Source organism: Fodinibius sp. GM21 (assembly GCF_058386955.1).
This window is the reverse complement of sequence record NZ_JBYEIQ010000001.1, coordinates 845,197-868,184: the sequence shown is the minus strand read 5'-3', so window position 1 is coordinate 868,184 and position 22,988 is coordinate 845,197. Positions and strand designations below refer to the sequence as shown.

Annotated in this window: 24 protein-coding genes; 15 read left to right on the top strand and 9 right to left on the bottom strand. The window is 40.2% G+C overall.

The features are described 5' to 3' along the window. Nucleotides 1-981 precede the first annotated feature (981 nt). The 6 genes from ACT3IB_RS03675 (at nt 982) to ACT3IB_RS03650 (ending at nt 7,083) form a co-directional block, all read left to right on the top strand. Nucleotides 982-1,695, top strand: a complete 714-nt coding sequence (locus ACT3IB_RS03675) for an acetyltransferase (protein ID WP_491537668.1) — start codon at nt 982-984, stop codon at nt 1,693-1,695. A 7-nt stretch (nt 1,696-1,702) separates the two neighbouring features. Then, nucleotides 1,703-2,404, top strand: a complete 702-nt coding sequence (locus ACT3IB_RS03670; protein WP_491537667.1) for a WbqC family protein — start codon at nt 1,703-1,705, stop codon at nt 2,402-2,404. Then, nucleotides 2,401-3,603 (top strand): TDP-N-acetylfucosamine:lipid II N-acetylfucosaminyltransferase family protein, encoded by a 1,203-nt coding sequence (locus ACT3IB_RS03665; protein ID WP_491537666.1) that lies wholly within the window; start codon nt 2,401-2,403, stop codon nt 3,601-3,603. Before ACT3IB_RS03670 ends, ACT3IB_RS03665 begins: the two co-directional genes overlap by 4 nt. Nucleotides 3,604-3,632: 29 nt before the next feature. Next, nucleotides 3,633-4,574 (top strand): glucose-1-phosphate thymidylyltransferase RfbA, encoded by a 942-nt coding sequence (gene rfbA, locus ACT3IB_RS03660; RefSeq protein ID WP_491537678.1) that lies wholly within the window; start codon nt 3,633-3,635, stop codon nt 4,572-4,574. Between the two features lie 29 nt (nt 4,575-4,603). After that, a complete protein-coding gene (gene rffA / locus ACT3IB_RS03655) occupies nt 4,604-5,797 on the top strand; it encodes a dTDP-4-amino-4,6-dideoxygalactose transaminase (protein ID WP_491537665.1) in 1,194 nt (397 codons plus the stop codon). A 203-nt stretch (nt 5,798-6,000) separates the two neighbouring features. Next, nucleotides 6,001-7,083: an NAD-dependent epimerase gene (locus tag ACT3IB_RS03650; protein ID WP_491537664.1), complete on the top strand. Its 1,083-nt coding sequence runs from the start codon at nt 6,001-6,003 to the stop codon at nt 7,081-7,083. 82 nt (nt 7,084-7,165) lie between these two features. Here ACT3IB_RS03650 and nuoH read toward each other — a convergent pair whose 3' ends face one another. The 9 genes from nuoH to ACT3IB_RS03605 form a co-directional block, all read right to left on the bottom strand. Further along, nucleotides 7,166-8,176 carry an NADH-quinone oxidoreductase subunit NuoH gene (gene nuoH / locus ACT3IB_RS03645; RefSeq protein WP_491537663.1) on the bottom strand — a complete coding sequence of 337 codons (1,011 nt, stop codon included), beginning with the start codon at nt 8,174-8,176 and terminating at the stop codon, nt 7,166-7,168. 13 nt (nt 8,177-8,189) lie between these two features. Continuing rightward, on the bottom strand, nt 8,190-9,929 hold the full coding sequence (locus ACT3IB_RS03640; protein WP_491537662.1) for an NADH-quinone oxidoreductase subunit G: 1,740 nt from the start codon (nt 9,927-9,929) through the stop codon (nt 8,190-8,192). Between the two features lie 73 nt (nt 9,930-10,002). Further along, complete coding sequence (gene nuoF, locus ACT3IB_RS03635) at nt 10,003-11,292, bottom strand: NADH-quinone oxidoreductase subunit NuoF (RefSeq protein WP_491537661.1); 1,290 nt, start codon at nt 11,290-11,292, stop codon at nt 10,003-10,005. Then, complete coding sequence (locus ACT3IB_RS03630) at nt 11,292-11,843, bottom strand: NADH-quinone oxidoreductase subunit NuoE family protein (protein ID WP_491537660.1); 552 nt, start codon at nt 11,841-11,843, stop codon at nt 11,292-11,294. Before ACT3IB_RS03630 ends, nuoF begins: the two co-directional genes overlap by 1 nt. Nucleotides 11,844-11,899: 56 nt before the next feature. Continuing rightward, complete coding sequence (nuoD, locus tag ACT3IB_RS03625) at nt 11,900-13,192, bottom strand: NADH dehydrogenase (quinone) subunit D (RefSeq protein WP_491537659.1); 1,293 nt, start codon at nt 13,190-13,192, stop codon at nt 11,900-11,902. 8 nt (nt 13,193-13,200) lie between these two features. After that, nucleotides 13,201-13,713, bottom strand: coding sequence for an NADH-quinone oxidoreductase subunit C (locus ACT3IB_RS03620; RefSeq protein ID WP_491537658.1), 513 nt, complete (start codon nt 13,711-13,713; stop codon nt 13,201-13,203). Between the two features lies 1 nt (nt 13,714). Continuing rightward, nucleotides 13,715-14,197 carry an NADH-quinone oxidoreductase subunit B gene (locus tag ACT3IB_RS03615; protein WP_322575111.1) on the bottom strand — a complete coding sequence of 161 codons (483 nt, stop codon included), beginning with the start codon at nt 14,195-14,197 and terminating at the stop codon, nt 13,715-13,717. 21 nt (nt 14,198-14,218) lie between these two features. Further along, nucleotides 14,219-14,596 carry an NADH-quinone oxidoreductase subunit A gene (locus ACT3IB_RS03610; RefSeq protein WP_491537657.1) on the bottom strand — a complete coding sequence of 126 codons (378 nt, stop codon included), beginning with the start codon at nt 14,594-14,596 and terminating at the stop codon, nt 14,219-14,221. A 175-nt stretch (nt 14,597-14,771) separates the two neighbouring features. Beyond that, nucleotides 14,772-15,146, bottom strand: a complete 375-nt coding sequence (locus ACT3IB_RS03605; protein WP_491537656.1) for an MTH938/NDUFAF3 family protein — start codon at nt 15,144-15,146, stop codon at nt 14,772-14,774. 154 nt (nt 15,147-15,300) lie between these two features. Here ACT3IB_RS03605 and ACT3IB_RS03600 point away from each other — a divergent pair, with 154 nt between their 5' ends. The 9 genes from ACT3IB_RS03600 (at nt 15,301) to ACT3IB_RS03560 (ending at nt 22,935) form a co-directional block, all read left to right on the top strand. Then, nucleotides 15,301-15,873: a bifunctional nuclease family protein gene (locus tag ACT3IB_RS03600; protein ID WP_491537655.1), complete on the top strand. Its 573-nt coding sequence runs from the start codon at nt 15,301-15,303 to the stop codon at nt 15,871-15,873. Between the two features lie 5 nt (nt 15,874-15,878). Next, nucleotides 15,879-17,495, top strand: a complete 1,617-nt coding sequence (bshC, locus tag ACT3IB_RS03595; protein WP_491537654.1) for a bacillithiol biosynthesis cysteine-adding enzyme BshC — start codon at nt 15,879-15,881, stop codon at nt 17,493-17,495. Nucleotides 17,496-17,497: 2 nt separating this feature from the next. Then, complete coding sequence (locus ACT3IB_RS03590) at nt 17,498-18,073, top strand: 5-formyltetrahydrofolate cyclo-ligase (RefSeq protein ID WP_491537653.1); 576 nt, start codon at nt 17,498-17,500, stop codon at nt 18,071-18,073. 80 nt (nt 18,074-18,153) lie between these two features. Then, the gene (locus ACT3IB_RS03585) at nt 18,154-18,858 is read left to right on the top strand and encodes a PspC domain-containing protein (RefSeq protein WP_491537652.1); all 705 of its coding nucleotides are present in this window, start codon (nt 18,154-18,156) and stop codon (nt 18,856-18,858) included. A 100-nt stretch (nt 18,859-18,958) separates the two neighbouring features. Continuing rightward, nucleotides 18,959-19,564, top strand: a complete 606-nt coding sequence (gene tmk / locus ACT3IB_RS03580; protein ID WP_491537651.1) for a dTMP kinase — start codon at nt 18,959-18,961, stop codon at nt 19,562-19,564. Between the two features lie 273 nt (nt 19,565-19,837). Continuing rightward, complete coding sequence (locus tag ACT3IB_RS03575; RefSeq protein WP_491537650.1) at nt 19,838-20,347, top strand: SRPBCC family protein; 510 nt, start codon at nt 19,838-19,840, stop codon at nt 20,345-20,347. A 69-nt stretch (nt 20,348-20,416) separates the two neighbouring features. Next, nucleotides 20,417-21,277 (top strand): shikimate dehydrogenase, encoded by an 861-nt coding sequence (locus ACT3IB_RS03570; protein WP_491537649.1) that lies wholly within the window; start codon nt 20,417-20,419, stop codon nt 21,275-21,277. Beyond that, nucleotides 21,258-22,022, top strand: a complete 765-nt coding sequence (gene pgeF / locus ACT3IB_RS03565) for a peptidoglycan editing factor PgeF (protein ID WP_491537648.1) — start codon at nt 21,258-21,260, stop codon at nt 22,020-22,022. The genes ACT3IB_RS03570 and pgeF overlap by 20 nt, the downstream gene beginning before the upstream one ends. A gap of 73 nt (nt 22,023-22,095) precedes the next feature. Further along, nucleotides 22,096-22,935: a histone deacetylase family protein gene (locus tag ACT3IB_RS03560; protein WP_491537647.1), complete on the top strand. Its 840-nt coding sequence runs from the start codon at nt 22,096-22,098 to the stop codon at nt 22,933-22,935. Nucleotides 22,936-22,988 lie beyond the last annotated feature (53 nt).

Sequence of the window (22,988 nt, the reverse complement as noted above, 5' to 3'; positions counted from 1 at the left end):
GGCGATCGACTGCCACTGGACTTAACCCGTAACCATGAAAAGTAAGCAGCCCGGACAGAGTTTAGTTTACACACCCTTTTGAACCGCTAGATGCGTTTACTCAACTACTGAACCAAAAGCAGGTAACAGGTGCAGATCTTGTGTTGGGATTGTTTAAGACTGACAAACCGGAAAAAGCTGATATGGTTGTTTTTGACTAAAACGGCCGTCTAAAAGACATCATTATAAAACCCGAACGATCTCAACAAATCTATACATGGATTATTGCTGTTTGGACTCCCACCTTCACTAAGTTTATGCACAGCCATCTGAATGATAAAAATAGCTCCTTACAGCATACCCAAGGTGAATTGCATACTGGCGATGTGGTAAGAGCCGCAATAAAAGCTGATATGAAAACCTCCTATGTTCAATTTGATTCATGTTCATTTTTAGATATCGGGACGCCTGCTGAGTTCAGGAAAACTAAAAGTCAGGACTGGATTACCCCATTCAATAGGAATTAAAATAATTCCCTTATACTTTAGGATAATTTTTATGCATACCTAAAATGCTGTTTCCCTTGTGCTTAGTAGTTAATCTGCGAGTAATAATTACTCGGAATTGAAAAATTTCGACACTACTATTTGATTAACACCAATCTGACTAAAAAATACTCTATTAAACAATAGCGAAATTGCCCTTTCATAATCGCGGTCTGACTGTTCAGAGTTGAACTTTTCATTTTTGTTTGAAAATGACTTTGAAGCCTTAAACGAATTGGCATAACAGTTGTATACCTAAGGATGAATTTGGCAGCTCACACTCAATAGCTTGAGGATTATTAGAAGGGTGAGACATTAGTCATTCAAACTACTGGATGGGCTTGGGGTAAAAGATCGAAAAATTTAAAACGAGATCTAAGATGTGATCTCTGTTTTAAAATATTGTATTTGTTTTATAAACCAGTTGGCATTTTTAAAATCATTGAAAAGGATCACTATGAAGAGGCTATTAATATATGGTTGTGGGTATCCATCTATAACGAGTTTAATAAAATATTTGAATCAAAAAGGGGGAGAGTGGCAGATTGAAGGTTATCTTGACGATACAAAATTTGGCAAAGAAGATCAGTATTTTGGGTATCCGATAATAGGAGATGAGACATCTATACCGGGATATGTAAACCAAGGCTATTACTTTTTTAACAATGTGGCATCCTCACCTAATAATATGGAAATTGTAGCTGAAAAATTGGCAAAGTATAACGCCAATCTATGTACGCTAATATTTCCTGAGCCCCCAAGTATTGATTATGACACGGTTTTGGTTGGTGAGGGGTCCTGTATATCCCCTGAAGTAATAATTGGGACGGATGTAGAGATTGGAAAGAATGTAATAATTCGCCCCCAGTCTATTATAAGCCATGGCACTACTATCGGTGACTTTTGTTTCATTGCTCCCGGGGTGGGGATGATGGGCAATGTTAAGGTTGGAAAGAAAACATTCATTGGTGCAAAAGCTCTTATTCGAAATGAGATAACGATCGGTGATAACTGTGTTATCGGGATGGGAGCAGTGGTAACTAAGAATGTTCCGGACAATACAACCGTAGTTGGAAATCCTGCTAAACCACTCAATCTCTTAAAAAATAAAAACAAAAAAGAGACTATGGTACATAATCCGTCGAAAACGTTATTCATCACGAACAGTTAGTATACGTATGCCAAAAAAGATAGCCATATCACAATCAAATTATATTCCCTGGAAAGGGTATTTTGATTTCATAGCCGGGGTAGATGAATTTGTGCTTTATGATAATGTACAGTACACCAAAAGGGATTGGCGGAACAGAAATCGTATTAAAACACCGCATGGACTCAAATGGCTTACAATCCCTGTCAATGGTGGGAGCTCCCATACTATTAATGAAGTTGAGGTGGCCGATGCCGACTGGAATAAAAAACATTGGAAAACAATTCATCACATGTATGGTAAAGCATCCCATTTTGAGACATTCGCCGATACCATTGAACAACTTTATATGCAGGCAAACTATGTAGTGTTAAGCGAGATCAATCATCATTTTTTAGTTGGCTTAAATAAATTACTAGGAATTGATATACCAATTAGCTGGAGCACTGACTACTTTTCAAAAGGGGATAAATCTGAGCGATTGATTTCAATTTGTAAGCAGGCCAATGCGGACGTGTATGTTACTGGTCCTGCCGCTAAAGCCTATTTGGATGTTGATCTCTTTAACCACGAGGGCATTACTGTTGAGTGGATGAATTATGATGGCTACGAAGAGTACACGCAGCTTTACGGCGATTTTGAGCACGCAGTTACGATTCTTGATCTATTGTTTAACACGGGATTAGATGCCCGACACTATCTCAAGTCAACAGAAAAAATTGAGACATGATAGAAAAGCAAATTCTACATATAACGCATGACGAAAAATTCATCAATGGGGCATACCATCTGTTTGAAAAGGCTTTTCCCGGACAAAATACATATATGGTTATTAAGCCCCCTGCTGATCCCCCCATTAGATATTTGAGCAAATCTCTTGTCGCAAATGCTCGTTTTGAGATAAGATCAAAAAGTTCGGTCGCTCGTTTGGTAGAAATGAGTAATCATTATGCTGTTACTGTTTTGCATGGAATGAACAAATTCAATGCTGCGGTATTTTCCGAAGCACCCCATAAAGATCGTTTTATGGGAATTGTTCATGGTGCTGAAATATACAACAGCGGCTTAATGGAAAACGACTTAATGGGGGAGAAAACCCATAGACTTTATCAGGATACAACAAACCGATATACGATTTATGATCGCTTAAAAGATGTCTACAGAAGTATTAAATACCAAAATCATGAGTCTTTGAAAGAGATTGATCTGGCCAAAATTCTTTATGAAATGAAGGTCTTTGGATCGCTTCCGGGTACGAACCATGAGGAATATATTGATAAAAAGCTTTATAACCCTTTCGTGCAAAAAGTACCCTTTACCTATTACCCGATTGAATACATCGCAAAAAATAAGTCGTTAAGGGCTTCTGGTGGTGATATACTTTTAGGAAACTCGGCCTCAGCAACGAATAATCACCTTGAAGCTTTTGATTTACTTTCGGGATTCGATTTGAAGGGTCGCAAAATTGTTACTCCATTGAGTTATGGATGTGCAAGATATGCCCGTGAGATAAAAAACGAAGGTACTAAACAGTTTGGTGACCGCTTTGTACCGTTAACCTCATTCCTACCCATTGAAGAGTATAATCGAATTATGAGCAATTGCGGTATTGTGATTATGAATCATTACCGTCCCCAGGCCGTCGGTAACATAATTGCGGCCCTTTATATGGGTTCTAAAGTGTTTCTCAATGATACAAATATCTACCAATATTTTAATGATCTGGGATGCTATATCTATTCAATTAAGAGGGATTTTATAGCTACAAAGGGTGTTTTTCAGCCACTAAGTGATGAGCAAGTAACTCATAACAGAACGACATTGAGTAATACTTTAGGCACATCTGTTTTGGTAGATGGGATACAAGAAGCTTTTACAGATATATTTGATTACGAAGCAACGAACAGAAAGAGAGAGGCGATCTTATGAGGAAATTATCTCCAAAAAATAATCAGGCGATGAAAGGTATTATTTTGGCAGGGGGATCGGGAACTCGGCTGTATCCCGTTACAAAGGGTATATCCAAGCAGTTGATGCCTATATATGACAAGCCCATGATTTACTACCCTTTGTCGGTACTCATGTTGGCCGGAATAAAAGATATTCTAATCATTACCACACCGGAAGATAAAGCTAGTTTCGAGCGATTATTAGGAGATGGTTATGAGTGGGGAATTTCTATCAGCTATAAAGTACAGCCACATCCGGAGGGACTAGCACAAGCTTTTATCATTGGAGAAGATTTTATTGGCAATGATGATGTATGCCTGATATTGGGTGATAATATCTTTTATGGCCACGGTTTTCGTCCTCTATTAGAAAATGTGGTTAAAAGTTTTAGAGGAGCCCGGATTTTCGGGTATCGCGTTAGCGATCCTCATCGTTTTGGAGTAGTCGAGGTGGATAACTGTGATCGAGTACTTAGCATTGAAGAAAAGCCTGATCATCCTAAAAGTAACATTGCTGTAACCGGGTTGTATTTTTATGACAACCGGGTAGTAGAATTTGCAAAACGTGTAGAGCCATCCGCCCGTGGCGAACTTGAAATTACATCGATTAACAAGATGTACTTGGAACGGGAAGAATTACGCGCAGAAATTTTGGGACGAGGTTTTGCCTGGTTAGACACCGGAACGCATGCAGCGATGCAGGAGGCTTCGCAGTTTGTTGAGATCATCGAAAAGAGACAGGGCCTAAAAATATCTTGTCCCGAAGAGATCGCCTGGCGAAGAAAATGGATTGATGATACACATCTACTTGGATTAGTCAGTGATATGAGTAAAAATAGCTATGGAGAATATCTGAAATCTCTGCTGATAAACGATGACAGAATTAAGTGGGAACAAAATTCGGAATATTCTCGAAATAGTTCTTTGGAAGTGGTGCCAGGCTGGGGATAAAATTAATAACGTAGAAGGGGAAATTACTTATGATTCCATTTAATAAACCATATTTGACCGGCAAAGAGATGCACTATATGTATCAGGCAGTATATTCGGGAAAAATTTCCGGGAATGGGATTTATACCCAGAAATGTCAGCAGTTTTTTGAAAAAAGGTATGGCTTAAAAAAAGCGCTGCTTACAACCTCATGTACGGATGCATTGGAAATGTGTGCATTACTGATTGATCTTAAGCCCGGTGATGAAGTGATTGTTCCATCTTATACATTTGTATCAACAGCATTAGCATTTGCGCGACAAGGTGCAAAAATTGTGTTTGCTGATAGTAGAGAAGACCATCCGGGTATCGCGGAAGATTCACTTGAAGCTCTTATTACTCCTCAAACAAAGGCGATAGTGCCCGTCCATTATGCCGGTGTAGCCTGTGATATGGACAAAATTATGTCTCTGGCTAATCGATATGATCTTATTGTGATTGAAGATGCAGCCCAGGCAATTGAGTCAAATTATAAAGGTAGGCCTTTAGGTAGCATTGGTCACTTAGCGGCGTTTTCATTTCATGAGACCAAAAATGTTATATCAGGAGAAGGGGGATTGCTTGCAATTAACGATGAGCAATTTATTGACCGCTCTGAAATTATTTGGGAAAAGGGAACAAACAGGGCTGAGTTTTTCAGGGGAGAGGTTAATAAATATGAATGGATAGATACAGGATCTTCCTTTTTGCCCTCAGATATGACGGCTGCCTTCTTATGGGCACAATTAGAAAATATGGAAGATATTCAAGCAAAAAGGAAAGCAATTTGGAATACATACCACAGAAAGCTGCAACCATGGGCAAATTACAATAACATCAAACAGCCAAGCATACCTTCTTATGCTGATAATAATGCCCATATGTATTATCTCTGTTTTGAAAATTTATCACAAAGGCAACGAGTGATTGAACAGCTCAACAATCTAGACATCCATACTGTATCTCATTATTTGAGTTTGCATAGTAGCAAATATTCAAAGAATGCAAATTTTAGAATGGATAAGGCACTACCAATGAGTGACCAATACACCGATTGTTTGCTGCGATTACCACTCTTTTATGAACTGACAAAAAGAGACCAACAACGGATTATAGAAGCACTTAAAAAATGTACACTTTGGGCAACTTCTTCTAATGGCAACGATAATCGTTTTCGTAAAATGGCCATGGAATCAAAAGCCTAACCATGAACTGTAGTGTTGCTGGACGGTGTAATATTTACTCAATAAATATTCATGTTGTCGTTTCACACAATCTGATCATCAGATACTTCCTTGTTTGATTAGCTTCAAAAGTGTAAAGAGGATTTAACAGCTGTGATGGCACGCTTTTTGAGATATATCTAACCGTAACAAAAAAATTACTTTAGCTTAGAGAGCATTTTATTATGAAAATTTTAGTTACGGGTGCAGCGGGATTTATAGGGTTTCACTTAGCAAAGCGGTTAGTTTCAGAAGGGTATGAAGTTGTTGGGCTTGATAACATCAATGATTACTACTCTATGGATCTTAAATTTGCCCGGCTGGCACAATTGGGATTAATTAAAGAATCTATTACGGATGAAGTAGTTATAGAAAGTGCAACGAAAAAAAATTTCCGTTTTATAAAAGCTGATCTTGAGAGTGGCAATATTATAAATGAGTTGTTTGCGGAGGAAAACTTTGACGTGGTAGTAAATCTGGCTGCACAGGCGGGAGTGCGCCATAGTCTCAAAAATCCCCACCAGTATATAGATAGTAACATTACGGGCTTTTTAAATATCTTGGAGGCTGCTCGTAATTCTTCATTGCAGCATTTGATTTATGCCTCATCGAGTTCCGTTTATGGGGCAAATACTAATATGCCTTTCTCGACAAAAGACAATATTGATCATCCAATGAGTTTGTATGCTGCTACGAAAAAAGCAAATGAGTTGATGGCACACACCTATTCCAATCTTTTTAAAATTCCTACTACAGGATTGCGATTTTTTACGGTTTATGGTCCGTGGGGTCGTCCGGATATGGCGCTGTTTTTATTTACGGATGCGATCGTTAACGATGAGCCGATAAATGTTTTTAATTTCGGAAATATGGAGCGTGATTTTACCTACATCGATGATATTATTGAAAGTATACACCGATTAATTCCTAAACCGCCTACTCCTAATCAAAGCTGGTCAGGTAATAATCCGGAACCATCAACCAGTTTTGCCCCATACCGGGTATTTAATATCGGCAATAGCCAACCTGTGAAATTAATGGATTTTATCCATGAGATTGAAAAGCAGCTGGGATTTGAGGCAGAAAGGAATTTATTGCCATTGCAACCCGGTGACGTGCCAAAAACGTGGGCAGATGTTGATGACCTTTTCAACTATATAAATTTCCAGCCGCAAGTTGGGTATGAGAGAGGAATTAAAGAGTTCGTTGATTGGTATAAGGATTACTTTCTCAAGGCTGGGAAAACAGCATCGGTTTTAAAAAGTTGAAGAAGTGATTTTAAATGATGGGGAAAATAAAAAGGGCAGAAAACATTTTTGTTTTCTGCCCTTTTGTATTCTATTCAAAAATTTATCCCAAGTAATGATGCCATGCATATATAATGATGGCTAATACAATGAAATTCAGGATACTAATGGGAAGCATGCGTTTCCAGCCCAATTTCATCACTTGGTTATATTTAAATCGTGGAATAGTCCAGCGTACCCAGATATAGACAAATGCCCAGAAAAAGGTCTTAAGGGTAAAGACAGAAACATCCAATATTGATTTTGCCAGAGAACTCATTTCCGGCAGCCAATAGCCTGCAAAAGGTAAATGATATCCGCCAAAGAAAAAGGTAGTGATCAGCATGCTGCCAATCATTACGTGCATATATTCAGCAAGGAAAAACATTCCGAATTTCATTCCGCTGTATTCAGTATGAAATCCACCCACAAGTTCCTGTTCCGCTTCAACCAAATCAAAAGGCGTTCGGTTTGCTTCAGCAAAAGCAGCTACAATAAATATTACAGCACCAATGGGATTGCGAAAAATGTTCCACCAGATTTCTTGTGAATTTACAACATCAATCATGCTCAATGAGCCCGCAAAGAGTATACAGGAGGCAACAGCCATTCCCATAGGCAGTTCATAACTGATCATTTGTGCAGCAGCACGTAAGCCTCCCAACAACGAGTATTTGCTGTTAGAGGCCCATCCGCCGAGCGTTACCCCATAAACACCGAGCGAGTTGACAGCAAGCAAGTATAGAACAGCAGCATTAATATCAGTGGCATATAATCCATCTCCGAAGGGTATCACGGCAACCGTCATGAGTGCAGTGATAACCGGAATCATAGGAGCAATAGCATGTATTGTTTTAAAACCACGGGCCGGAGTCACATCTTCTTTGAGAAGAAGTTTTACGACATCTGCGATAGGTTGTAAGAGACCAAATGGACCTACACGATTAGGGCCAAGTCGATTTTGAATAGAAGCCGCTATGCGCCGTTCTGCATAAACAGCAATGGCTGCAGAGTTAAGCAGCATAAATAATGCAACACCTAAAACAATATATGACGTTGTTGTTACTGGTTCCATTTAAAGGTCTTATTTAAGCTTTTACTTCTTTTTGTTTGATTGGTAATTGAACGCCGTTTTCTTCATCCATGCGCTCGTAAGTAATATCACTGAGTTCATCGATTGAATTTCTGAGCTCAGCGAAAATTTCTCGAGAATGGTCGTACTTGAAATTGAGTCCCAAACGGTCCCCAAGCTTAGTGAGAAAATCCCAAACGGGCAGGCAATCTACCTTGTTTTCTTCGCTGACCCAATTATCAAAGTTAGTTCCAAAACGGTCAAGACGTCCTTCTGACATCTCAAGGTTGAGTCGTCGATTTGTATACTTTGTTTCTTTGGCAGGGTAGGAGCGTTGAATGCGGCCATCCACATTTACATAACTAGCGGCATGTTCAGCAACGCATGTTATAGGAATGACCAAGTCTGAAGCTTTGGTAGTTTCATTGTGATTGGTTGCCAGCGAAATGGTATAGGATTCATCGAGATTAGAGGCCGAAAGAACATCGCGTCCTATCAAATCATCTGATAAGATGATGACTACTTTAGCAGCCTCAGCGATTGTCTGTATGGATGATTCTTCCGTTTCATCCAGATTAATTACCCGGCAGCCATTGGTGTTTGGAGCCTGGTCATCAGTAATCAAAAAATCATCGCCTGAGCCGGGGATGACATGCGAAGTGAACTTGGCATTATCCACTCCCAAAAGATTAAAAAACTTATTGAAAACGTAATTTTCTTCTACCGATGCGTGAGGACTTCCGATGACAGCAATATCATTGGGGTCGTTGGCTTCTAATACCTCAGCAAAAGTTTCAATGGCGTTATTCCATGATGTATTCGATTGATTATTGCCATCAAGCTTGATAGATGGTCGGTCAACACGATTCTCGTTAAACTGTTTATAGGCCTGACGTCCCTCATCGGGCATCCAATAATCGTTGACTTCTTCATTTTGTCGGGGAGTGATCCGGAGCACTTCATTGTCTCTTGTCCATAAGTCGATATTACATCCTTTTCCATTTGTAATATCAATGCTGGGGGTTTGATTCATTTCCCAAACACGAGCCTTGAAACGAAAATCGGTCGAGGTAAGTGCTCCTACAGGGCAGATATCAACAGTATTGAGAGAGTAGGGGTCATCAAATTCTTCGCCGGGTGCCGTTGCAGGATAATTATCATCACCCCGCTGAACGATCGTAAGCTGGTGCGTTTCGCTAATTTCCTCAGTAAAGCGCACACAGCGAGTACAGTTGATACAGCGTTCGGCATCAAGGGTAACACGAGGACCTAAGTCTACATGCTTGGGTTTATGTACCTTTTTAACTTCAAAACGACTTCCCTCAGGTCCGTATTTATAGGTCTGAATTTGCAGCGGACATTCACCAGCCTGATCACAGATAGGGCAATCCAACGGGTGATTGATAAGAATAAATTCCAGGGTGTCTTTTTGTGCACGCGCTACTTCATCAGATGATTCTTGTGTAAGAACTACCATTCCATCTTGAAGACGGGTAGAGCAGGAAGTTTGGAACTTTGGAAACCAACGAATTTTACGTTCGCCATTTTCATCCAGTTCATATTCCCCGGTTTCTTGATCTTTTACAGGGGTACCGACTTTGACCATACACTGCCGGCAATTGGCAGGTATCGACATAGATGGATGATAACAGAAAAAGGGAACTTCCAATCCCTGATCCAGAATGAACTGGAGCAGCATTTCATCCTTTTCCTCATCATATTCGTAACGTTTACCGTCTATAAATACTTCTGGCATAATGTTGAGTAAATTTCAATTCACAAACCGAATTGCGCTCATGCAATTTGATATTTGTGATTTGTTATTTAAATCACGCAACTGCGTGAACAGATTTCTTGCATCGTTCTTCAAATTCGTCTCTAAACCGGTTGATGGTATGACGTACAGGCCATACGGCAGCATCGGCAAGGGCACATATCGTACGACCCTCCATTTGGTTGCCAACATCAAGAAGAAGATCAAGATCTTTCATTTCTCCTTCTCCGTCTTTGATCTTCTTTAAGACTTTTTCGAGCCAGCCGGTACCATCACGACAGGGAGTACACTGCCCGCATGATTCATGGTGGTAGAAATGGGCAATTCTCCAAAGCACCTCTACCATATCGGTATCTTCGTCCATCACAACCAATCCGGCTGTACCCATCATCGACCCTACATCTTTAAGAGAGTCAGAGTTCATGGTTACGCCATCAAGTTGATCGGCTCTTAAAGGAGGAGTAGATGAACCTCCAGGAATAATGGCTTTAAGGTCTTTACCACCTCGAATTCCACCTGCCACGTCATTAATCAAGTCCAAAACAGGTACTCCGGTTGGGTATTCATAAACTCCCGGCTGATTTACATGACCCGAAATTCCGTAAAGAACCGGTCCGGGATGTTCTTCGGCTCCAATATCACCATACCAGTCGGCGCCATTGTTGATCACCAGCGGAACATTAGCCAATGTTTCGATATTATTGATCGTTGTCGGACGTCCCCACAAGCCGTTTTGGGCTGGGAAGGGGGGCTTGGTACGAGGATATCCTCGTTTACCTTCAAGTGATTCAAGCATAGCTGTTTCTTCACCACAAATATAGGCACCGGCCCCGTAAGTAACTTCTAAATCAATAGAAACATCAGTGCCTAAAACATTTTCACCTAGGTATCCTTTTTCATAGGCATCATCAACAGCTTTTTGAAACATGTCAACCCATGAGATGTATTCCCCGCGGATATAGACATAAATAGTATCAATGGTCATTGCATATGACGCAATAAGTGCCCCTTCAATAAAAAGATGGGGATTGTACTCAAAGATTTTGCGGTCTTTGAAGGTCCCGGGTTCAGATTCATCACCATTACAGGCCAAATAACGGGGGCCGCCATCGGGCTCGGGCATGAAACTCCATTTAAGTCCGGCGTTAAATCCGGCACCGCCTCGACCACGAATATTTGCTTGTTTTACTTCTTCAACAACACTTTTTCGCGACCATGTATCACGGTCATTTAATATTTTTTTGAGCGCTTCGTAGCCACCGTTTTCCTCATATATATCAATCTTTTCCAGATTGGGAATATCAGGAATAAGCAGTGGTTCAAATGATTTCCAGTCTTGAGCCATTATTTTGAGGCAGCTTGATTTCGTTTTTCCAATTCCGGCATTGCCATCGATTCAAACTCCGGCATATTACCGTTTTTAAGATTCTCTAAGAGGGTATCAACCTTCTCTTTAGTCAGGTTGTTGACATAAACGCCATTTGTTACCTGTAGCATGGGGGCATATCCACATGCACCGAGGCATTCAACTTCCTGGATGGTAAACATGCCATCGTCAGTTGTTTCGCCTGCTTCAATACCTAATTCTTCTTCAAGGTGATGTAAAATATCATAGCCTCCACAAAGTTGACAGCTTAGACAGGTACAGACGTCCAGAACAAATTCCCCTTTTTCTTCTTTATAATACTGTGTATAAAAACTAGCTACACCATGTACGTGAGATTTAGGAACGTTCAGTGTATCAGCAACTAAGTTTTGTACTTCTGCTTCTACATGCCCGTATTTTTGCTGAGCAACCCATAAAACGCGAAGGGTGGCAGCTTTGGCCGTTGGAAATTTAGCCTTAAGGCGTTCTATTTCTTCAAGTTCTTCCTGTGTAAATGACAATTCAGCCATTAAATTATGCTATCTTATGATTCGAGAAATGGGAGAAAATTCCCACTACTTTAGTTTTATTTATCTGCTTCTCCCAACACGGGATCCACTCCACCAATAATTACAACTGTATCAGCAACCATCTCTCCATCAAGCATATCTTCAAGAGCTTGTAAGTTTTTAAATGAAGGAGAGTTGATCTTTAGCCGCCATGGATGCCCGGTTCCATTACTTTGAATATAATATCCCAGTTCACCTTTAGGACCTTCAACGGCATGATAAGCCTCGGCACCTTCGGGGGGACAAATTCCGGTATCCGTCATCATAAAATCATGAATCATACCTTCCATCGAGTAATAAACTTCATCCTTCGAAGGATAAGCCTGTTTGGCGTTATCCGTTCTTACGGGACCTTTCGGAAGCTTATCAAGACATTGACGGATGATACGAATACTTTCGTGCATCTCTTCCATCCGTACATAATATCGTGCAAGATTGTCGCCCTCGAGTCGGGTTGGGATTTCGAAGTCCACCTCATCATAACGAGCATAGGGGGAAAAATCACGGAGATCATAAGCATATCCCGATGCTCTGAGGGTAGGACCGGTAGCCCCGATTTCTAAAGCATCCTCAGGTTTTAAAACTCCAACTTCGCGGTTCCTGTCAAAGAAAATTTTATTACGATCGAGCAGTCCGTGAAAATCTTTAAGCTCTTGCGGGAACTCGTTAACAAAATCTTTTATCATTGCGAGAGCATCATCAGTAAGATCATTGGCAACACCACCGATGCGAGCATGAGAAATCGTGAAGCGATGCCCACCAATATTATCAAAAATATCGTAAAGTTTTTCACGCTCTCGGAAGGTCCAAATAAAGAATGATACAGCGCCGGCATCCATGACCATAGTGCCAAGCCAGAGTAGATGAGAAGAAATACGGGCCAGCTCACAACCGATCATCCGTATGTAATGAGCACGCTCTGGTACGTCAACGTTTGCAATTTTTTCGACTGCAGTACAAAGCGCAACATTATTACTATACGGAGAAAGGTAGTCCATGCGATCGGTATAAGGCATGAACTCCTGGTACGTTTTATTCTCTGCAATTTTCTCCACCCCCCGATGCAGATATCCGATATCGACTTTTGCCTTTTCAATAAGCTCTCCCCTCAATTGTAGAATAAGGCGCAACACTCCATGGGTGGCGGGGTGCTGTGGACCCATGTTAAGCACCATTTTAGTATTGAGCGGATCATCCTCATCAAGCATCTCGATTGTTGTGTGTTTATCTTCGAGAGCCTGATAGAGCTTGTTCTGATGCTCCTCAAAAAATTTTGAATCTAGCTGGTCGACAAGTCTTGTTTTACTCATAATTAAAACTACTCAGTGTCAGGCGTTGTATTTGGCAGTTCAATAGAACCCGGAATGCCCAACAGTGGAAACTCTTTGCGCAAAGGATAATAGTTGTAATCCTCGGGCATAAAAATGCGACGAAAGTCGGGGTGATTATCAAATTTCACTCCAAACATGTCATAAACCTCACGTTCCATCCAGCTGGCAGATTGCCAAACATCCGTAATAGAATCCATAACCGGCTCTTCTTCCGGAAGACGTACTTTTAGAAAAAGTTTTTCACGGTTACGCAATGAAATGAGATTATACACAACCTCAAAGCGATTTTCTGAAGTAAATCGATCAATGCCAAAGATGTCGGTTAAATAGATATAATGTAGTTCTTCTTTAAGATATCGACATATATCTACAATGTTTTGAGGTTCTACAAGGATAAACGTATCCCCGGTAGATTGGTAAACTTTGATAAAGCTATCCTCAAATTTCTCGGATAATTTATCAACCGTGTTTTGGAGTGTTTTAGATAATTCTAATTCCATATTAAGTATCGAGCGTTACGGAGTGTTCGGTACGTATTTTGTCTTGTATTTTCATCAGGGCATGCAAGAGAGCATCAGGACGCGGTGGACATCCGGAGATGTACGCGTCTACCGGTAAAAAATTGTCGCAACCTTGTACTACACCATAGCAACGATGCATGCCACCGGTTGATGCGCAAGCCCCCATAGCAATGCACCACTTGGGATCGGGCATTTGATCCCAAATACGACGAATAGCATGTGCCATTTTATAGTTTACCCATCCTGCAACAATCATGACGTCACTCTGGCGGGGGGAAAAACGCATTACCTCAGAACCAAAACGAGCAGCGTCATATTTTGGACCGGCAAAAGCCATCATTTCGATGGCACAACAAGCTAATCCCATTGGCATAGGCCAAGCCGCATTCGAGCGTGCCCAATTTGTAAGTGCATCAACTTTAGTGGTGAGAAAACCGTCACCAAGTGAACTTTCAATACCCATAAGTGTATAGGCTAAATTTGATTAATTAAACATTCCTTGCTTTGCATCCCAGTCGAGCGTGCCCACTTTAATGGTGTAGAGCAGACCGACAAATAGGATAAGAATAAATACAACCATGGCAACAATAGTTCCAACGCCGTATTCGAGAAAATTCACTGCCCATGGATAGATAAATACAACTTCAAGATCAAAGACAATAAATTCCATTGCTACCAGATAAAAAGCAATAGAATAGCGGTCGGCCGCATCACCAACAGGATCCATGCCACTCTCATATGGATCAAGTTTGTTTTTGTTTGGGCGAAATGGCCCCAGTAGACGAGATAACCCCATCAAAACGATAGCCAAAACGACTGCGACACCGGCCAGAATTACAATTGGTAAGTAGTTCTCAAACATTGGTTATGTAGATTAATTTTGATCAGTCTGAAATTAGTGGCAATGGGTCGTAATGTCAATGAAATTTAGGCAAAGAATATAGGACATCTGAATCTGAAAACATACAAATTTTGGACACCTTTCTTATTTAAAATGAATATACATTGTTACTTGATTTTTGTTTTGTCTAGGTTATTTAGCAGGTGGAATGAATGAGTGCCCCTGCCAAATTTTCTTCGCGGATCTCGTTGTATTTTTCCACAGCTTCTTCCGTGCCTAATATATAAAATGTTACGCCATTTTCGTTGAGAAAATCAGTTGTTTGTTCACTTATTCCCAATCGTCTATAAAATCCTTTCGATAGAACAATGACATTTGCGCCTTTTGTCACTAATTCCTTGACATCAGCGGGTTGAATGCCGGGATTATGATGGGTGCCCGTTTCATTCCAATCCCATTCGCGTGAACCACCGGGGAAAAGTTTTGCATCCTTATAAATATTTCCATCACTTGTTTTGACGGTACCCCATTTTATGGAATTAATTTTCGGTGATTCTTTTTTAATAGCCATAATTAAGCATTAACAGTTGATCTGTATTTAATCAAACATTTAGCTCGAAAAATACGTTTATTAAACCTGATTCTAAAGTTTACGGGTACCGTAAAAATCAGTAAATTTACTTGCAATATTTTCACATCATTAATTAAAAGAAAACGATTTACCATTGGATAAAGTCAAGATGGACATATTAGGGCTTTCGACAAGCCCAAGCAGCGGAGGAGCTTATGCGCTAATCTTAAATGAAGTTGATGGCAACCGCCGGTTGCCAATCATTATAGGGACCTTTGAAGCACAGGCCATTGCTTTAGAATTGGAACACATAAAGCCGCCCCGACCCATGACACATGATCTGCTAAAAAATATGATCCAGAATTTTGGGTCGAATGTACAACAGATATTCATAAATGATTTAAGTGAAGGTACGTTCTTCGCAAAAATCATCTATGATGACAATGGCCAAGAGATGGAACAAGATGCACGTCCCAGTGATGCCATTGCTTTGGCTGTTCGTTTTGATGCTTCGATATACGTTGCAAGTGAAATTTTGGAAGAAGCCGGTATTGTCTCGGAGGGGGAATCAACCGGAGATTTAACAACCAGTTCGCAATCTCAGGATCAACCTAAAGAAATGAGCAAGTTAGAGCGTCTTGAGAATGAGCTCCAAACTGCTATTGATACCGAAAACTATGAAAAGGCTGCTCGGCTTCGGGATGAAATTCAAAAACTTAAAGGATAGGGTCATTGCAGATTACCAATTACTCTTTTCAGGATCTTCCATTTTCGAAGCTTTTTAAAACGTATATTCACAATTTTGATGAGGTCAATAACTTTTTTGAGACCAATCCATTTGATCATAAAGCCATCTCACAACGAGTAGATGATTTTGGATTTCAGGGTGATCGGAAGCAGACCGCGTCTATTTTATTTGCTTTAAACAAACAGTTTGATGTCCATGAGGCGGCCATTCGTAACATTGAACGCCTTGAAAAGGAGAATGCATTGGTTGTTGTTACTGGTCAACAATTGGGAATTTATGGCGGTCCCTTATATACGGTCTTAAAAACCATAAGCACTATTCACATCGCCCAAAAACTCGAAAAAGATTATGGTCGTCCGGTTGTTCCGGTGTTTTGGCTTGCGGATGAAGATCATGATTATGAGGAGGTTCGTAAGCTTACTATTATTGAAAAAGATGAGCCTAAGTCCCTTTCTCTACCCCCCAAAAATAACCATCTGCCAACCGTTGCAGATTTATCGCTTCCCGATGAAATATCTGAGATCAGAAATCAGCTTAAGGAATCGTTGTATGATACCGATTTTTCCGATGATCTCTGGGAGTTGCTGGATGAATGTTTTCAAGACGACCATTCATTTTTTGAAGCATTTGGATTATACATCAGCCGTCTGTTTTCAAAGCACGGCCTGGTATTAGCCGGCAGCAATAATCACGATGTTAAAGCTGCAACAGGGGCATATCTTAAAGCATCAATAGAAAAAGCTGATAAAATTAGAGATGAGCTCGAAAGTAAAAGTGCAGATCTTTCTGAGGACTACCATCAGCAAGTCACTCTTTATGACTCCAACCTTTTCTATCTTGATGACGAAACCGGGCGTACAAAAATAAGTCGAAACGGTGATGGCTGGAAAACTGATGGAAATGTCGAATGGAGCACTGCTCAACTTATAAATGAAATAGATGCTCATCCGGATCGCTTTTCTCCCAATGTGTTTTTACGACCTATCGTACAGGATGCCCTGCTGCCAACGGTTGGATACGTTGCAGGCCCCGGAGAGACCGCGTATTACGGGCAAATGAAAAGCATGTACCGAAGTTTTGATATGGAGATGCCGATTATTTTTCCACGGCTAAGTGCCACACTGGTTGAACCGGCCATCAATCGTATTCTTGGCGAACTACCATTCGAATTTCATGAATATGGTAAACGGATTGAAGATCTGGAATCTGATTATGTGGACAGAACCGATCAGCATGATATTGAAGCCATATTTGAAGACTGGCAGTCGCGGGTGGAGGAACTCTCGGATAATAAAAAGAAAGATATTGCGGAAATAGATCCTACACTTGAGGCAGCAGCTGAAAAAGCAACTTCTGTATATGTTAATGAGCTGAATAAATTGAAAGGTAAGGTTTACCGTTCAGTGAAAAAGCAAGATCAAACACAGCTGAATCGAATTCGAAGAATTAAAGCCAATTTGTTTCCGGGAGATGGGCTGCAAGAGCGAACCGTTGCGGGCATATTTTTTATGAATAAGTACGGCGTTGACATTTGGGATAAACTGTTAAATACTCTTGAATCGAATGAGGATTTCGATCACCATAAACTAATATATCTGTAGTTTTGGATATTCATAAAAAGAAGGAAGAATTACGGCAGCAGTTATTAGATCAAAGGAAGACAATTTCTGAACCGGAATTCTATGGCGCTTCTGCAGATATTGTTGACGAATTAAAAGAGCAGAAAGAGTACCGTAATGCTGAAACAATCCATTGTTATGTATCCATGAATGAGCGCCGAGAAGTCGAAACCAGGGTGCTCATCAAAGAAATGATTGAAAAAGGGAAGGATGTTGTAGTACCAGTGACTAATTTTGAAAGTGGTACGCTTACACATCTTCGACTAAAATTATTTTCCGATCTTGAAGAAAACAAATGGGGAGTTCTCGAACCCAAGAAAGGGGAGGAGGTAACGCCGAAAAAAATTGATCTTGTGATTGTCCCCATGGTTGGAGGAGATGAACAATGTAACCGCATTGGATATGGAGAGGGATTCTACGATCGTTTTTTAAAAGACGTTCGATGTCCGAAAATAGGACTATCGTTTGATATTACTATTGTTGAACAGCTGCCAACTGAAAATTTTGATATATCACTGGATAAAATTATTACAGAAAAGCGTATCTTACTTAAAGATTAATTTGCTTGCACATAGTGTAACACAGCCCCATATTTATACGTAATACTTGCTGTTAACAATATAACAATGGGCATAAATTTATGGCAGATCACATGAAACAGCGGACCAAGCAACAGCATTCGGATTCTTTGTTAGACTTTGAGGCTCATGAACTCCAGGCCACGATGAATGAGTTTCTCGAAGATGAGAAGAAGTCAAACACAAATATCTGGAATTTTTCAACAATTGCGGGTATTGCCATGTTTTTCGTTGGAATGGTTTTCATAATTCAAACGATAGGATTATCCATCGGACCTGATCTTTCCGGCCTTATTGAACTATTGCCGCTCGTTGGGGGTATTATCGTTACAATGGTGGGATTTGGATATTTCGTAGGCGACAAAAAGAAGTCCAAGAAGAAGCAACAATCATCAAGAAGCTATGATTTTGATTATGATTTTGGGCAGTCGCAAGATCAAGAAGAAGATTTTACCTTAAATAATGATTTGGGATCCAAAGGTAAGCGTAAGAATCAAAAGAAAAGTAACTCCTCAGGTAGCAAATCACAATTTGATAGCTATGCTTTTAAGCAGACTAAAAAGCTTTACAAGTCCCGAACGAATAAAAAAATTGCGGGTGTTTGTGGTGGATTGGGCAAATACTTTGGAATTAGCGCGGGAGTGATACGAGCATTATTTATAATTACTATGTTTGCAGGCGGGGGAACCTCGCTTCTGATTTATTTGGCACTTGCCATAGCATTGGACAAAGAGCCCCCGGAAATGATGGACGATTTTGAATTCTAGTGCTTTTGGGTTGCCTTATTCCAATCACAAAACAAGTTCGTTGAAACTTAGATGATTCTTATATTCAGAAGACAGTTTTTTGAATATAAAATGTGATAACGTGTTTATAACCTTCGAAGGGATTGACGGAAGTGGCAAATCTACTCAGATAGAGAAATTACGTAAGCGTCTTGAAGAAAAAGGTGCTCTCGTAGATGTCTATAGAGACCCGGGAGGTCCGGTTGTTTCGGAACAAATTAGGCAGATATTACTAAATCCAGATCTTGAAATCGATCCCGTTACAGAGCTTCTATTGTTTTCTGCTTCTCGCTCTCAGTTGATGGCAGAAAATGTGTTGCCGGGACTTGAAGAGGGAAAAGTCGTTATTTTAGATCGGTTTTTCGACTCCACAACCGCTTATCAAGGGCATGGGAGAAAATCGGTGCCTCTTCAAGAGATACAAAAGCTAAATACCATCGCCAGTCATAAACGTAAGCCTGATTTGACCATTTACATGAAATTGTCATTGGTTGATGCCAAGAAAAGAATGGCTAGAACAAAAGACAGAATGGAGCTGGCGGGTGACGATTTTTTTGAAAAAGTGATTGCGGGGTATAATAAATTGGCAGCACGTGAAGATCGTTTTATTACTGTTGATGCAACAAAACCTGTTGACAAAGTTCATGATCAAATTTGGCAATATGTTGATCAAAGGTATTTCTCTTAGGTAATGGTTTTCCTTTAGGTTTTTTAGTGACAGGAGGGAGAGGGGTTTTAATATTTTTTTCACAAGCGATAATTTTGGGGATATAGAGACTCTCAATGCAGAAAAGTTAATCGATGTCTTAAAAATAGATTCAAACTTAAGCGCGAAATTTATTGCTGAAAACAGATAAAATGCTTATCTTTATCGCATTGTGGATTAACCTTACTACAAAATTGAAAATCTCCTTAGAATATCTTTCAATTTTTAATTTTAACCAACTCTGAAGTATAAATTATGGCGCACGAAAGAATTGAAGTTGACCTGCCTCTAGCCAAAGTCTATGAATACTTAAGTGATCCAACTTACTTTCCTCACTTCTTTGAACGAATTGAAAAAGTCAACAAGATAAATTCTCAGACATTCGAATTTTCTACTACACTCGGTGGCGAAAATTTCGAATGGACCACTAACATCATTGATGATTTACGAAACACTCGTTTCGCTTGGATTACTATCAATGGTAATCTAAACCAAACCGGGACGATTCGTTTTACGCCACTTGATAATGGAGAGCGTACACGAGTTGATTTTAGTCTCGATTACCGAACGTTTTATGGTGAGCCTGACGAAGAATTAGCCAATTTTATCAAGGGACTCCCTGCCCAGATGAAAAAAGATCTCCAGCGCTTTAAGGAAGAGGCTGAAGATGGAACATTTAAACAAAAGGCTGATGACACCATTGCAAAAATTGAAGAAGAGGAAGCTGAAGCTCAAGCAGAAGCCGAAGAAGAGGCAGCAGCATAACTAATTTCACACTTAGTAACTTTTTAAATGCGCACTGAAAAGTGCGCATTTTTTTTGTCTATAAATTGTATGACCCTTTCTCAATTTGTTCAGAGTACCGATAGTGAACGTCCTCATTATTTGCTCCTCGGCCATCCGGTGGAGCATAGTTGGTCTCCAATGATGCATAATATTGCTTTACAACATCATGGCATCGATGCAAAGTATTATGCCGTAGATGTACAACATAATGAGCTCACTGATTTAGCTTCTTTTTTTAATAGTGATCTCTTTTTGGGGGCAAATGTTACTATTCCTTATAAGCAGTCGATCGCTGATTATATGGATGATATCGACTCCTCAGCCCGAGAAATTGGTGCCATTAATACAATTGTTAAAAACGAATATCAGCTCAAGGGATACAATACAGATTATGCCGGATTTATTGACCCACTACAAGCTTATGAGTTTGAGCTGGAAGGGGCGTCAGCTGTAATTTTTGGGACGGGGGGAGCAGCCAGGGCTATTGTGTATGGATTAACTAAGATGGGAGTTGGGGAAATTTTTTTAGTGTCGCGATCACCGAGCCGTATTACTTCTTACAGAGATTATCGCCAAGTACAAATTGTGTCTTACGAAAACTGGACCTCCTTTGCCGATGAAGCGTTGTTGATTGTCAATGCTACCCCTTTGGGAATGCATCCCAAAACGAATTCATCTCCGGTTCGTGATCAGGAGAAGCATTATCTTGAAGCAAAAATATGTTATGATATTGTGTATAATCCTGTTGAAACAAAATTTTTAAAACAAGCATCAAAAGTCGGAGCCCAAACGATAGATGGATTGGAGATGTTGATTCAACAGGGTAGTAAATCTTTTGAGCTGTGGACCGGTCATCCGTTCCCCGTTAATATTATACGAGATACCCTTTATGAAAAACTTGAAAACTGAATTCTCTGTCATTATTCCTCAAATTGTGCAGGAGGATAAAGATATCCGGGCTTGGTTTACCCTTAAAAACCAAGCGTTTCAACGCCCCGGGCAGGGCATTGCAGGATTAAATTTGGGCTTTAATACCCCCGAGAAAAAAGAACAGGTTGCCCAAAACAGGTTGGCTTTACTCAATAGCTTAAATATTGATGCTGATTGGGTAGCCTATGCTGACCAAGTTCATAGCAATAGGGTGCAAATTGTAACTGGTGGAGGTACCTATCCTTCAACAGACGGATTAGTCACGAAGGTACCGGGGTTAACGCTTGGAATTCAGGTGGCAGACTGTGCCGCAGTTTTGCTATGGGATGACGAAAATAATGTAATAGCAGCGCTCCATGCAGGATGGCGTGGAGCTGTAGGAGATATAATTCCCGGGGGAATACAAAAGATGAAAGCGCAGGGAGCAGTTCCATCAACTATAAAAGCGTTTGTAAGTCCCTGTATTTCACTAAAGAACTTTGAAGTAGGAATGGAAGTTGCAGAACAGTTTCCGGACCGATTTGTAAATTATGCCGATTTTGAGAAGCCCCATGTTGATTTAAAGAACTTCATAAAGCATCAGCTTTTGGATGAAGGCATCCCCGATGCTCAGATAGAAATACGAGAAGAATGTACTATTAGCGAAGCCGATAAATTTTATTCTTATCGCAGAGAGGGAAATCAAAGCGGGCGGATGCTAGCGCTAATCCAAATTTCAGAATAAGTAGCTGAATATTGTGAGAGTTTCTTACGCTCCGGGATATTATGCACCTATTCCCGATGAACATATATTTCCAATGAAAAAATTTAAAGGACTGCATCGATATTTGCTGGAAGAAAATATTATCGCTTCTTCTGATGTTGTCGCTCCGTCAATGGTTGATATGGCCAATTTACAAATGGTGCATAGTCAAGATTATGCCAATGGCATAATGGAGGGCAATCTCAATAAAAAGAAATTACGTCGCTTAGGGTTGCCTTGGTCAAAAAGATTGGCGATCAGGTCACGTTTGGCTGTACAGGGAACAATCAATGCAGCGATAATGGCTTTGCAGGATGGTATTGCGGGGAATCTGGCCGGGGGCACACATCATGCTATGGCAGACTTTGGTGAAGGGTTCTGTGTCTTTAATGATGTTGCCGTTGCAATCAAGGTGTTACAGCAATCAATGTGGGCAAGAAATATTCTAGTTATTGATTGTGATGTCCATCAGGGAAACGGGACTGCTGCTATTTTCAAGGATAATCCCAATGTCTTTACCTTTTCCCTTCACGGTGAAAAGAACTATCCCTTTAAAAAACCACCTTCTTCGCTGGATATTGGATTACCGGATAACACCAAAGATGACCAATATTTAAAAACCCTCGGTGATGCCCTGGATGTGATTTTTGAGGATTTTAATCCCGATTTGGTATTTTATTTAGGTGGAATTGATCCGCTTGAGACTGATCATTTTGGACGGTTGTCATTAACGAAGAAAGGATTACAACGGCGTGACAGATTAGTAATTCAAAAAGTTGTGCAGCAGAATTTGCCACTTGTATTATTACTTTCAGGGGGATATGCACCTACACTTAAAGAAACTGTTTTGGCCCATGGCTTGATGTACAAAATGGCCAAAGAAATGGAATATTAGCTGAACTTTTTTAGGTGATAAATGATTCTGAGTTCTATCTCATTTTATCTATC